At 65.4% G+C, this 12,876-nt stretch carries 13 protein-coding genes; 11 read left to right on the forward strand and 2 right to left on the reverse strand.

Annotated features, from left to right (window positions below; translation table 11 throughout):
* Positions 1 to 157: 157 nt before the first annotated feature.
* The 7 genes from HU230_RS11455 to HU230_RS11485 all read left to right on the forward strand — a co-directional run bounded on the left by HU230_RS11455 (position 158) and on the right by HU230_RS11485 (position 8,006).
* The gene (locus tag HU230_RS11455; protein ID WP_092113857.1) at positions 158 to 1,378 is read left to right on the forward strand and encodes an LL-diaminopimelate aminotransferase; all 1,221 of its coding nucleotides are present in this window, start codon (positions 158 to 160) and stop codon (positions 1,376 to 1,378) included.
* 38 nt (positions 1,379 to 1,416) lie between these two features.
* Positions 1,417 to 2,736 (forward strand): homoserine dehydrogenase, encoded by a 1,320-nt coding sequence (locus HU230_RS11460; protein ID WP_176531586.1) that lies wholly within the window; start codon positions 1,417 to 1,419, stop codon positions 2,734 to 2,736.
* Between the two features lie 80 nt (positions 2,737 to 2,816).
* Complete coding sequence (glpX, locus tag HU230_RS11465; protein WP_092113864.1) at positions 2,817 to 3,815, forward strand: class II fructose-bisphosphatase; 999 nt, start codon at positions 2,817 to 2,819, stop codon at positions 3,813 to 3,815.
* A gap of 133 nt (positions 3,816 to 3,948) precedes the next feature.
* Positions 3,949 to 4,668, forward strand: coding sequence for a haloacid dehalogenase type II (locus HU230_RS11470; protein ID WP_176531585.1), 720 nt, complete (start codon positions 3,949 to 3,951; stop codon positions 4,666 to 4,668).
* Positions 4,669 to 4,822: 154 nt separating this feature from the next.
* The gene (gene recJ, locus HU230_RS11475) at positions 4,823 to 6,664 is read left to right on the forward strand and encodes a single-stranded-DNA-specific exonuclease RecJ (protein WP_176531584.1); all 1,842 of its coding nucleotides are present in this window, start codon (positions 4,823 to 4,825) and stop codon (positions 6,662 to 6,664) included.
* A gap of 18 nt (positions 6,665 to 6,682) precedes the next feature.
* Positions 6,683 to 7,492 (forward strand): SDR family NAD(P)-dependent oxidoreductase, encoded by an 810-nt coding sequence (locus HU230_RS11480; protein ID WP_176531583.1) that lies wholly within the window; start codon positions 6,683 to 6,685, stop codon positions 7,490 to 7,492.
* Between the two features lie 22 nt (positions 7,493 to 7,514).
* Complete coding sequence (locus HU230_RS11485) at positions 7,515 to 8,006, forward strand: DUF6714 family protein (protein ID WP_176531582.1); 492 nt, start codon at positions 7,515 to 7,517, stop codon at positions 8,004 to 8,006.
* A 53-nt stretch (positions 8,007 to 8,059) separates the two neighbouring features.
* Here the strand turns inward: HU230_RS11485 and HU230_RS11490 are convergent, their stop codons facing one another.
* Positions 8,060 to 9,295: a lytic murein transglycosylase gene (locus HU230_RS11490; RefSeq protein ID WP_176531581.1), complete on the reverse strand. Its 1,236-nt coding sequence runs from the start codon at positions 9,293 to 9,295 to the stop codon at positions 8,060 to 8,062.
* A 111-nt stretch (positions 9,296 to 9,406) separates the two neighbouring features.
* A complete protein-coding gene (locus HU230_RS11495; RefSeq protein ID WP_176531580.1) occupies positions 9,407 to 9,979 on the reverse strand; it encodes a MarR family winged helix-turn-helix transcriptional regulator in 573 nt (190 codons plus the stop codon).
* Between the two features lie 83 nt (positions 9,980 to 10,062).
* Between HU230_RS11495 and HU230_RS11500 the strand changes: the two genes are divergently transcribed.
* The 4 genes from HU230_RS11500 (at position 10,063) to HU230_RS11515 (ending at position 12,675) form a co-directional block, all read left to right on the forward strand.
* A complete protein-coding gene (locus tag HU230_RS11500; RefSeq protein ID WP_176531579.1) occupies positions 10,063 to 10,542 on the forward strand; it encodes a carboxymuconolactone decarboxylase family protein in 480 nt (159 codons plus the stop codon).
* A gap of 43 nt (positions 10,543 to 10,585) precedes the next feature.
* Positions 10,586 to 11,050, forward strand: a complete 465-nt coding sequence (locus tag HU230_RS11505) for a cupin domain-containing protein (RefSeq protein WP_176531578.1) — start codon at positions 10,586 to 10,588, stop codon at positions 11,048 to 11,050.
* Positions 11,051 to 11,245: 195 nt separating this feature from the next.
* Entirely contained in the window at positions 11,246 to 12,139 is an 894-nt protein-coding gene (locus HU230_RS11510) for a dihydrodipicolinate synthase family protein (protein WP_176531577.1), read from the forward strand.
* A 113-nt stretch (positions 12,140 to 12,252) separates the two neighbouring features.
* On the forward strand, positions 12,253 to 12,675 hold the full coding sequence (locus HU230_RS11515; RefSeq protein ID WP_176531576.1) for a chorismate mutase: 423 nt from the start codon (positions 12,253 to 12,255) through the stop codon (positions 12,673 to 12,675).
* Positions 12,676 to 12,876 lie beyond the last annotated feature (201 nt).

Here is a 12,876-nt window from a genome sequence, read left to right on the forward strand (position 1 = left end):
CAATTCAACCGCAGATCCGGCCGCTGTCCCCAGACCGTGCGCCTGAATTCGCTCTAAATCATTGATTCAGTGCGATTTCTGTAAGAGGCCGAGCCGGCTTCCGCAAGTCAACCAAGGGGGACGATTCTGGCATTGCGGTTGTCGGAGCAAGGGTCCCATGGAAGATTTTTACCGCATTCGCCGTCTGCCGCCTTACGTCTTTGAAAAGGTCAACCAGGCCAAGGCGGCCGCGCGCAATGCCGGGGCCGACATCATCGACATGGGCATGGGGAACCCGGATCTGCCGACCCCGCCCCACGTCATCGAGAAGCTCAAGGAGACGCTGGGCAAGCCGCGGACCGACCGCTACTCGGCCTCCCGTGGCATCAACGGCCTGCGCAAGGCCCAGGCCGCCTATTATGGGCGCCGCTTCGGCGTCAAGCTGAACCCCGATACCCAGGTGGTTGCGACGCTCGGCTCGAAGGAGGGGTTTGCCAACGTTGCGCAGGCGATCACCGCGCCCGGCGATGTCGTGCTGTGCCCGAACCCGAGCTACCCGATCCATGCGTTCGGCTTCCTGATGGCGGGCGGCGTGATTCGCTCGGTGCCGTCGGAGCCGACGCCGCAGTTCTTCGAGGCGGTCGAACGGGCGATCCAGCATTCGATTCCGAAGCCGATCGCGCTGATCGTCTGCTATCCGTCGAACCCGACCGCCTATGTCGCGGACCTCGACTTCTACAAGGATCTGGTCGCGTTCGCGAAGAAGCACGACATCTTCATCCTGTCCGATCTGGCCTACGCGGAAGTCTATTTCGACGAGAACAATCCGCCGCCGTCGGTGCTGCAAGTCCCCGGTGCGCTCGACGTCACCGTCGAATTCACCTCGATGTCGAAGACGTTCTCGATGGCCGGCTGGCGCATGGGCTTCGCAGTCGGCAATGAGCGCATCATCGCGGCACTGGCGCGGGTCAAATCCTATCTCGATTACGGCGCCTTCACGCCGGTCCAGGTGGCGGCCACCGCCGCGCTGAACGGCCCCGACGACTGCATCCGCGAGATGCGCGACACTTACCGCAAGCGCCGCGACGCGCTGGTTGAGTCATTTGGCCGCGCCGGCTGGGACATTCCGCCGCCGCAGGCCTCGATGTTCGCCTGGGCGCCGCTGCCCAAGGCGTTCGAGGCGGTCGGCAGCATGCAGTTCGCGACCCTGATGGTGGAGAAATCCGGCGTCGTGGTGTCGCCGGGCGTCGCGTTCGGCGAGCATGGCGAAGGCTATGTCCGTATCGCGATGGTGGAGAACGAGCAGCGCATCCGGCAAGCCGCGCGCGGCGTACGCCGCTTCCTTGAAAGCGGCATCGAAACGTTGCACAACGTCGTTCCTCTCGCCAACCGGCGCTAATCCTTCCAGGTTGCTTAATCTCCAGGTCCCTTAAATCCATGGTCGCACCCCTGAACGTGGGCATAGCGGGGCTCGGCACCGTCGGTGCCGATGTCGTCCGCCTCATCGAAACGCAAGGACGGGCGCTGGCCGAGCGCAGCGGCCGTGGCATCCGCGTCGTCGCCGTCACCGCGCGCTCGAAAGTCAAGAAGCGCGGCCTCGACCTGCGCGGCATCGCCTGGGCGAAGAGCCCGCAGGCACTGGCCGAAGATCCCAATATCGACTGCTTCGTCGAGTTGATGGGCGGCGCCGGCGATCCCGCTCTCTCCGCGATCGAGACCGCGCTGAAGGCCGGCAAGTCGGTCGTGACAGCCAACAAGGCGCTGATCGCCAAGCACGGGCTGCGGCTTGCCGCTGCCGCCGAGAAGCACGGCGGCGCGCTGAATTTCGAGGCGGCGGTCGGTGCGGCGATCCCGGTCATCAAGACGCTGCGCGAGGGCCTCGCCGGCACCAGCATCAACCGCGTCTACGGCATCCTCAACGGCACCTGCAACTACATCCTGACCCGGATGGAGCAGGAGGGTTTGTCGTTCGAGGAATGCCTGAAGGACGCCCAGCGGCTCGGCTATGCGGAAGCCAACCCGTCATTCGACGTCGATGGTCACGACACCGCGCAGAAGCTTGCGATCCTGGCGAGCCTCGCCTTCGGAACCAAGGTCGCCGAAAGCGCGGTCTATGTCGAAGGCATTTCCTCGATCACGCCGGAAGATCTCAAGGCCGCCGCGGAACTCGGCTACCGCGTCAAGCTGCTCGGCGTCGCCGTGCGCACGGCAAAGGGCATTGAGCAGCGCGTGCACCCGACCATGGTGCCGAAATCATCGTCGATCGCGCAGGTGATGGGCGTCACCAACGCGGTGGCGATCGACGGCGAGGGGATTCCGCCGATCACGCTGGTCGGGCCCGGCGCCGGCGGCGGCGCGACCGCCTCGGCCGTGGTCGCCGACATCGCCGACGTCGCCCGCGGCATTCGTGCCAAGCCGTTCGGGCGTCCGGTGGAGCGGTTGCGCGACACCACCAAGGCGCCGATGGAACGTCACGAGGGTGGCTACTATATCCGCCTGATGGCGCGCGATCTTGCAGGCACTGCCGCAACAATCGCCACCCGGCTCGCGGAACAGAAGATATCTCTGGAGTCCATCGTGCAACGGCATCCGGATGGCGTCGATGTGAACGGTGCGGCCAAAAAACCTTCACCGGTCCCGGTCATTCTGATTACCTACGCGACCAGCGAGGATGCGGTGCATCGTGCGCTGGCCGCAGTGCAGCGCGATAAGGTCATCAGCGGCCGGCCGCAGGTGATCCGGATCGAGAAAAACTAACGCATGACCTGAACGGGTCGGGCGTGAGACGATTGATGCGGGCAGGCTGGCCTGTCCCCGAGGCTTTAAGGAGTACGCCGATGTCGACCCATATTTCCGTTCCGCCGCAGATGCTGCTCGAGCGCATCCTGACGCTCGAAATCGTGCGCGTGACGGAGCGCGCGGCGGTGTCGGCCGCGCGGCTGCGCGGCCACGGCCAGGAAAAGGCCGCAGACAAGGCTGCGGTCGACGCGATGCGGCGCGAGCTCAACAAGCTGCCGATCGAGGGCACCATCGTGATCGGCGAGGGCGAGCGCGACGAGGCGCCGATGCTGTTCATCGGCGAGAAGGTTGGGCTCAACGCCGGCCCGAAAGTCGATATCGCCGTCGACCCGCTCGAAGGCACCACGCTGTGCGCCAAGAACATGCCGGGCTCGATCGCCACCATGGCGATGGCCGACGGCGGAACGCTGCTGCACGCACCCGACGTCTACATGCAGAAGATCGCGATCGGCCCGGGCTACGCCAAGAACGTGATCGAGCTCGACGCGCCGCCGGCCGACAACGTCCGCCGGCTCGCCAAAGCCAAGGGCGTCGATCCCAGCGCCATCAACGTGCTGGTGCTCGACCGTCCGCGCCATGCCGACATCATCAACGGCGTGCGCTCGACCGGCGCTGCCGTGCAGCTGATCACCGACGGTGACGTCGCCGGCGTCATCCACTGCGCCAAGCCCGATGAGACCGGCGTCGACATGTATATCGGCACCGGCGGCGCGCCCGAGGGCGTGCTGGCAGCGGTCGCGCTGCGCTGCATCGGCGGCCAGATGCAGTGCCGCCTGATCCTCGACACCGAGGAGAAGCGCGAGCGCGCGCACAAGATGGGCGTCACCGATCCGAAGATGATCTACGGCATCGAGGATCTGGCGAGGGGCGACTGCCTGTTCGCCGCCACCGGCGTCACCACCGGCTCGCTGCTCTCAGGCGTGAAGTTCAAGAAGGACGTGATCGAGACCGAGACCGTTGTGATGCGCTCGGTCACCGGCACCGTGCGCTACATCAAGGCCGAGCACCGGCAGTTGGAGAAGTTCCACCTGGACTGAGAACGAGCCCAACAGTGGTCGTCATTCCGGGGCGCGCGAAGCGCGAGCCCGGAATCTCGAGGTTCCGGGTGTGGTGCTTCGCACCATCCCGGAACGACGGGATAAACAACAACAAGAAAAAGGGGAGGCACCCATGTCCGATCTTTCCGGAGTCAAGGCACTGGTGTTCGACGTGTTCGGGACCGTGGTCGACTGGCGCACCAGCCTGATCAACGACTTCACCAAATGGGCTGAGACGCGCGGCATCAAGGCCGACTGGACTGCGCTGGTCGACGGCTGGCGCGCGGTCTATGCGGCCTCGATGGACGAGGTGCGCAAGAATCCGCAGAACGGCTACGTTATCCTCGACGTGCTGCACCGCCGCTCGCTGGAGAAGCTGGTCGCGCAATTCGACATCAAGGGTCTCACCGAGGCCGACCTGCAGCACCTGACGCTGGGCTGGCATCGCCTGCACGGGTGGCCCGACAGCGTCGCCGGCCTGACCCGGCTGAAGACCAAATACATCATCTCGCCGCTGTCGAACGGCAACGTCGCGCTGCTGACCAACATGGCGAAGTTCGCAGGCCTGCCCTGGGACCTCGTGATGTCGGCGGAACTGTTCGAGCACTACAAGCCGGACCCGGAAACCTATCTCGGCGCGGCAAAGCTGCTCTGCCTGCCGCCGGAGCAGGTGATGATGGTTGCCGCGCATAATTACGATCTCAAGCACGCGCAAAAGCACGGCCTGAAGACGGCGTTCGTCGCGCGGCCGACCGAATACGGCCCGCTGCAGAAAGTCGATTTCGAGGCCACCGGCGCGTGGGACATTGTGGCCAAGGATTTCGGGGAAATCGCCACCCGGATGGGCTGCTAGAACTGGTCTGCTATTCATTGAAGCGCTACGATTCCTGCCCGAAGCGTCGGTTCTGATTGGGTCAGAGCCGACGCCCTAGATTTGTTTTGACGTGTTGCCGTCACGCGAACCGCTGCCCACTTCGCTCGAAAACGCTCTGGCTCCAGAAGGGATCATGACGCTCCACGCATCCGCACTGCCCGTCGAGGCGCCACAGGCGTTCCTCGGCGTGGCGCGGTCGCTGACCGGAAAACTCTGGCGCGACCGGCTGGACGCGCGCGGGGCGGCGCGGGCGCTCGCGATCGTGCAGCGGCACAATCTGCCGGAAATGCTGGCGCGTGTGCTGGCCGGGCGCGGCGTCGCGATCGACGAGGTTGCCGACTTCCTCGACCCGACCATTCGCAAGCTGATGCCTGATCCCCACACGGTCACGGAGATGGAGACCGCTGCCAAGCGGATCGCGGATGCCGCTGCGCGCGGCGAGAAGGTCGCGATCTTTGGCGACTACGACGTCGACGGCGCGACCTCGGCGGCGCTGCTGACCTGGCATCTGCGCCATTGCGGGCTGGATCCGCTGATCCACATTCCCGACCGCATTTTCGAGGGCTACGGGCCAAACGTCGACGCCGTCCGCGCCCTCGCGGCAAAGGGTGCGACGCTGCTCGTCACGGTCGATTGCGGCACCACCAGCATCGAGCCGCTGGCGGAAGCCAAGCAGCTCGGCATGTCGGTCGTGGTGATCGATCATCACCAGACCGGCGATGAGTTGCCCGAGGTCGACGCGCTGGTGAATCCGAACCGGCCCGACGATCTCTCGGGGCTCGGCCATCTCGCGGCCGTCGGCCTGGTGTTCGTCACATTGGTCGCCGTGAACCGCGAGCTGCGCCAGCGCGGCTTCTGGACCCGCGAGATGCCGGAGCCCGACCTGCTCAGCGTGCTGCATCACGTCGCGCTCGGCACCGTTGCCGACGTCGCGCCGCTGATCGGGCTGAACCGGGCCTTTGTCGCCAAGGGCCTGATCGCGATGCGCCGCCGCGACCATGTCGGCCACACCGCGCTGATGGATGTGGCGCGGCTCAATGGCCCGCCGGAGGCCTGGCATCTCGGCTTCATGCTGGGCCCCCGCATCAATGCCGGAGGCCGCATCGGGCGTGCCGATCTCGGCGTGCGGCTGCTGCTCGAAGGCGATGTCTCGGAGGCCGCGCGGATCGCGGCCGAGCTCGATCGCCTCAATGCCGAACGGCGGGTGATCGAGCAGGCGGCCGAGGCGCAGGCCGAAGCCGAAGCGCTGGCCTCGCTCGGGCTCGAGGACAAGGGCGCGGTGATCGTCACCGCGGCGGAAGGCTGGCATCCCGGCGTGGTCGGGCTGGTCGCAGCGCGTCTGAAGGAGAAGTTCGCGCGGCCGGCCTTTGCGATCGCGCTCGAGCCGGGCGGCATCGGCACCGGATCGGGCCGCTCGATCGGCGGCGTCGATATCGGCAAGGCCGTGCGGCAGGCGGTGCATGACGGCCTGTTGATGAAAGGCGGCGGGCACGCAATGGCAGCCGGCGTCACGCTGCGCAAGGAGAAGCTCGCCGAATTCCGCGCCTACATGGAGAGCGCGCTGGCGGCCGACGTCGCCAACTCGCGTCACGAGAACGAGCTGTTCATCGATGGCGCCGTCACTGCGCGCGCGGTGACGCCGGAATTCGCCGCGACGCTCAATCGCGCAGGTCCGTTCGGTGCCGCCAATCCCGAGCCGGTGATCGCGCTGCCGTCGCATCAGCTAGTCTATGCCGACGAGGTCGGGCAGGCGCATCTGCGGCTGCGCTTCAAGTCCGGCGACGGTTCCATCGTCAACGGTATCGCATTCCGCTCGGTCGGACAGAAGCTCGGCAGCGCCTTGACGCAAAATCGCGGCCAGCAATTGCACGTGGCGGGCTCTCTTGCAGTCGACCGTTGGCAAGGCACCGAACGTGTGCAATTCCGTGTGCTCGACGTCGCGGTACCGGATCAGGGCCCGACGGTGATCAAATAAGAAACGTTGGGAGTGGACATGGCAGGACAGGTTGAAGGCAAGGTCGCGTTGGTGACCGGCGGCGCGTCGGGTATCGGCGAGGCGATCGTCGAATTGTTCGCGCAGGAAGGCGCGACGGTTGTTGCGACCGACATCGACGAGTTGAGGGGACCCGAGCTCGCCGCGCGGCTCAAGAAGGCTGGTCGCGAGGTGATCTTCCTGCCGCAGGATGTCACCAGCGAGGAGCGCTGGATCGAGGTCCTCGCCGATATCGGCAAGCGCTATGGCCGCCTCGATATCATGGTCTCCAACGCCGGCATCGGCATCGGGGCGCCCTCGATTGTCGAGATGTCGCTCGCGGACTGGCGCCGGCAGACCGCCATCAATATCGATGGCGTATTCCTGTCGGTGAAGCATTCCCTGCCGCTGATGCGCAGGCATGGCGGCGGCTCGATCATCATGATGTCGTCGCTGGCAGGCCTGCGCGGTGCGGCGACGCTCTCCGGCTACAGCGCGACCAAGGGCGCGGTGCGGCTGTTCGCCAAGTCGATCGCGATGGAATGCGCGCAGGTGAACGACGGCATCCGCGTCAACTCCGTGCATCCCGGCATCATCGACACGCCGATCTGGGGCAAGATCCCGACCGGCGCGACGGGCGCCGGCCAGAACGCGCCGATCGATCCGGAGGAGCGCGCAAGGTTCGCCACGCCGCTCGGCCGCGCCGGCCAGGCGATCGAGATCGCGCAGGGCGTGCTCTACCTCGCTTCGGACGCATCGCGCTACGTCACCGGCTCCGAGCTTGTCATCGACGGCGGCATGAATGCCGGCGGCGTGGTGCGGACGGCGTAGACCATCCAACTCGGAGGGGGCCATGACCGACGGCGTGGAGTTCCTGCGTGCCATCGAGATGGCCTTCCCCGTGGAGCCGTTGCCCAATCGTTTCTTTTGGGCGAGCGGAGAAGTCTCACTTGGTTACGACATTCCACAGGAGCTCGAGAACAGAATATCGGGTCGCCGGTGGACAGACGTGACGCTCATGGACTGGAGAATGACGGGAGCGTCGCCTGCCGTCAGCAGAAGTTATCTCGAACCGACGACCTTCATGTATTATTTGCCTTCGATAATCGTGGGAGGATTTCGAGAGCCTGAATTTATCGAGTTCGCGCTAGGGGCGATGATTCCCCACAATAAAAGTCACGTCCCGCGAGGACCTTGGTGGTCTGAGTTCTCGGCAGGTGCTTCATCGCCTCAGCGGGCAGCACTTTCGACATTTCTTGCGTCCGTCCGGCATTCGCTTTGGGACGAGGTGGGCTCCGCAAATCAGCATCTATTGGAGTACGCCGAGAAAGTTTGGTCCGGCTAGGGTGACGGTGCCCACATGCGACGTTTGTCCCGACGATGCCGTCGTTGCTTGAACTACCCGCCTTGCCTTAGCCGCGCCAGCACCTTGAGCCCGCCGTAACCGTCGGCGGGCAACAGGCCGGTCTTGGTCTGGAAATCCTTGATCGCCTGCATGGTGTCGTTGCCGACGCGGCCGTCGGTGCCGCCGGTGTCGAAGCCGGCCTTGGTCAGTCGCGTCTGCATCTCCTGCACCTCGGCGAGCGTCAGCGCGCGCTCCGACCCCGGGAACGGCTGGATGAAGGGCGGTCCGCCGAGACAGCGGTCGCCGAGATGGCAGATCGCCAGCGCGTAGTTCATCGACGGATTGTAGCTCTTCACCGAATTGAAGTTCGGGCCGAGCAGCAAGGCCGGGCCGCCCGCGACCGGGATCCAGAGCTGCGCCGACGCGTTCGGCTGCGGAAACGGCTGGCCGTCGGCCCTGACGACGCCGGCGCCGGCCCAGGCCGCGTAGGTGCGGCTGCCGCCGGCGCCGCCGCCCGGTGCGCGAACCTCGTAGCCCCAGTGCTCGCCGCGACGCCACTTGCCCCGATTGACGAGATATTTCGCGGTCGAGCCGAGCGCGTCGTCGGGGCGGCCGAACGGCGAGACCTTGCCGTCACCGTCATAGTCGAAGCCGACATTGAGCCAGACTTCCGGCATCCACTGCGAATGGCCCATCGCGCCGGCCCAAGAGCCGTTCATCTCCTCCGGCGTGCTCCAGCCGCGCTGCACGATCTTCATCGCGTTGATCAGCTCGGTTTCCCAATAGGCCTTGCGGCGCGGCTCGTTCCAGGCGAGCGCGGCGAGCGAGGGAAACACCGGCGTCATATGGTTCTGCTGCACCAGCGGATCGCCATAGGCCGATTCAACGCCCCACAGTGCGAGCAGCGTGCCGCGTTCGACGCCGAAGTCGCGCTCGATCCGGGCGAACAGCGCCTCGTTCTTCTTCAGCGCCTCGCGGCCGTGGATGACGCGCCAGTCCGAGACGCGGCGGTTGATGTACTGCCAGATCTGCTCGTGGAATTCAGGCTGGTTGCGCATCTGCCTGAACACGCTCATGTCGGGCTCGACCCGACCCATGCAGCGATTCCAGGTCGCCTCCGAAATGCCTTTTGCCAACGCGCGGGCACGAAAATTGTCGCGCCATTGGTCGAAGCCCGGAGGGGACGCCGCCAGTGCGTCGAGCGGAGTGCCGAGTGTTACGCCTGCCGCGAGCGCCGCCTTCAGGACGGCGCGGCGGGCAGGGGATTTCAAAGAATCAGGCTGTTTCATAGGGCCACTGTAGCGGCGCCGATCGGGTGAGCCAAAAGCCACGCCGCCGCAGGAGCATTATTTGAGCATGCCCTTTTTGGAAAACCGGTTCCCACTTTTCCGGGGCATGCTCTAGGTATCCTGCAAATCTGTGGCGATTTTTGACAGCCATTGCCGGACAATTTGCTCTGACTTGCCATCGAGGCTGGCGGCGAGCCGGCGCTCCTGGGCCTGTGCGATATGGCGGCATTTCTCCAGCAGCGCGGTTCCATGGCTGGTCAGCGTCCATTGCAGCACCCGGCCGTGGACGGGGTGCGGCGTTTTGCGGATCGCGCCGTCGCGCTCGAGGTTGCGGATGATTACGCTGACGGTCTGCGGCGTCAGCAATGCCACCCGCGCCAGATCGGCGCCCGAGAGGCCCGGATAGGCCTTCAGCATGGTGAGCACCACGAATTGCGGCGAGGTGACGCCGAGCTGCGCGAGCGCGCGCTCCATCGACAGCCGCGAGGCCGCATGCGCCTGGCGCAGCAGATAGGCGAGATAGCCCCGTTCGCCGCGCTTGCCTTCGCCGGGCGGCGGGATCGGGGAGGCGAGTACGGTGTCTGCGGCCGATCCCGGCCCGATCGCAACCTTGCCAGTCGCCCGTTTCCCCGTCGGCCGCCGCTCGGCGGCAGCTGATTTCCCGCGTTTCTGCATTCCCGCCATGTTGCCGCCGCCAATGTCCGCGTCTTGTCCAATATCAGAGCTCTGATAATATGTCAGTACACTGATAACATGAGGCCAGGCCAATGTCACATGCCCGTAAGGAATACACCGACTTCGAGAAGCTCGCCCCTGACGTGTTCGCCGCCGTCCGCGCGCTCGGGCAGTTTGCCGCCAAGGCTGGCCTCGACAAGCAGCTGCTGGAGCTCGTCAAGCTGCGCGCCTCGCAGATCAACGGCTGCGCCTTCTGCGTGCAGTATCACATCCTGCAAGGCGAGAGCCTCGGCGTGCCCACAGACAAGCTGAACCTCGTCGTGGTGTGGCGCGAGGCGCCGCAGTTCTCGGCGCGCGAGCGCGCGGCGCTGGCCTGGACCGAAGCGCTGACGACCATGCCGAACGGCGTCAGCGACGAAATCTATGCCGCGGTCACCGCTGAATTCTCCGAGCAGGAGCTGACCTATCTGACTTCGGCGATCGCATCGATCAATGTCTGGAACCGGTTCGGCGCCGCCTATCGCTGGACCCCGCCGCCGCGTCGGCAGAAGGCGGACGCAGCGGCTTCGTAACGCCGAGACCGAAGAAACGGCAACTGACCAGGGGAGACGAACGATGAGCTCGATGACGATGACACCCTCTCTTCCATTCGCGCGGCCGCCGCGGCCGGTTTCGCTGGCCGTGGTCGCGGGACTGGCCTGCGCCTTCGTGATCGGCAAGGCGCTGCCGACCCCGATGGATGCGATCTCCGCGGTGATCGCGCCGCTCTGCGCGCGCGCCAATGCGGCATCGCCGCTCGACAAGGTCGAAATCATCACCTCGCATGCGTTGCCCAACGTGCCAGGCAAGCGCGTCACGGTGGTGCGCGTATTCTACGGGCCCGGCGGCTTCACGCCGCCGCATCGCCATTCCGGCTCGGTGACGGCCTACATCACCAAGGGCGAGATCCGCTCCCAGCTCGGCGGCGGACCGGTCGAGACCCACATGGTCTCGGCCAATGCCAGCACCACGGAGCCGGCGGAACTGATCGCGGTGTTCGTCGCGGACGAAGGCGCGCAGCTGACCACGATGCTGGAATAGCCGCCGGCAATTCCGATCGACGCCGGCCCAATTCCGCAGGTCGCGCGCGTCCTCAAGCATTGGACCAGTTTGCTGTGAAGTCCGCAGCAAACTGGACCTTGCAAGCGGAATTGGGCGCGGTGATTGATGGCGCGGCGGTGACGACCGCAATGCGATTTCCCCGCTCGCGCGGCGGTCACCGAACAGGAGCAACCGATGGTCAATCTCAATGGGCTTTCCGCCTTCCCGATCACGCCCTCGAATCGAGATGGGGAGGTCGATGCGGGAGCGCTTCGCGCATTGCTGGAGCCCTTAATTGCGGCGAAGGTGGATTCGATCGGGCTGCTCGGAAGCACCGGCTCATATCCGTATTTCAGCCGCGATGAGCGGCGGCGTGCCGTGCAGGTGGCTGCCGCCCTGGCAGGTGGCAAGACGCCGATCCTGGTCGGTGTCGGCGCGCTGCGCACCGATGATGCGGTGAAGCTTGCGCAGGATGCGCGGGATGCTGGCGCGGCGGCAGGCCTGCTGGCGCCGGTGTCCTATACGCCGCTGACCGATGATGAGGTCTTCGAGCACTTTCAAACGGTGGCGCGTGAAAGTGGATTGCCGATCTGCATCTACGACAATCCGGGCACGACGCATTTTCGATTCACGCCGGCCCTGGTCGGTCGCCTCAGTTGCCTGGAAGGGATCATCGCCGTGAAAAGCCCGGCGTTGGATGCTTCGACGGTGCCGGGCCACATTGCCGAATTGCGGGCTGTCGTGCCGAGCGTCTTCTCGTTGGGTTACAGCGCCGACTGGAACTGCACCGAAGCGCTGCTCGCGGGTGGCGAGACCTGGTACAGCGTTCTCGCGGGAATTCTCCCCAAGGTCTGCGTTGACATCGTCCGTGCCGTGGAAAGTGGAGATGCGGCCCGGGCACGGCAGCTTGATGCGCGTCTGCAACCGGTCTGGCAGCTGTTCAAGACATTTTCGAGCCTGCGGGTCGCCTACGCGATCGCCAACCTCAGGGGGACCTGCGCGGCCGAGCCTCCGCGTCCGATCCTGCCATTGCCCCCGGACGCCCAGAAGAAGGTCAGTGAGGTGTTGGCTGGAATGGAGATCGGTTGATCGCATCAATCAGGTTCGCGATGGAATTCGGTTCCATCGCCATCCTGGCTTCCATCCGCGCGTAAAATCAGCTTAACAATCGCCCGTGGTGCTCGCTGACTGGGAGCCGTTCGATGCGATTGCCGGTGGTTCTGTTGACGCTTCTGGTTCCTGCGGTGGCGTGGGCAGAGGAGCCTGTGACCAATGCGCCGGCGTTGTGGGGCAGTCCCACCGTCGACCACGGCGCCTGCTGCAAGACGCTTGGCGAGGTGCGCAGCAATATCGACCGGCTCGACCGCGAGATCGTGCGCCTGATGGCCGAGCGCGGCCGCTACGTCCATGAGGCCGCCCGCTTCAAGGCCAACCCCGCGCAGGTCGAAGCGCCGGAACGCGCCGAGGCGGTGGTGAAGAAGGCGATGGCGCTTGCGGAAGCGGACAGACTGTCGCCCAAGGTTGCGGAAGCCGCCTATCGCGCAATGGTCCGCGCTTTCATCGACTACGAGCAGGGCATCTTCGCGGATGCCGCCGCACGCGGCGATGCGCCCTGGAAGAAATAGGCGGCCTATCGGAACACGGTGCAGCTTCCCAATCCGCGCAATGACGCGACCGATGTGGCACGGAGCGCCATGGCCCCAAGGGCGAACGGCGTTTGCACGATTTCGGAATAATGGAATAATGCCGCTGATTTGCCCGACGTGTCAAGTTGTCGTGCCTGATGACGGCAGCCGCCGGCTACTTTGCATGGGGTTGTTTTCGAT

Source organism: Bradyrhizobium quebecense, from assembly GCF_013373795.3.
Lineage (GTDB): Bacteria > Pseudomonadota > Alphaproteobacteria > Rhizobiales > Xanthobacteraceae > Bradyrhizobium > Bradyrhizobium quebecense.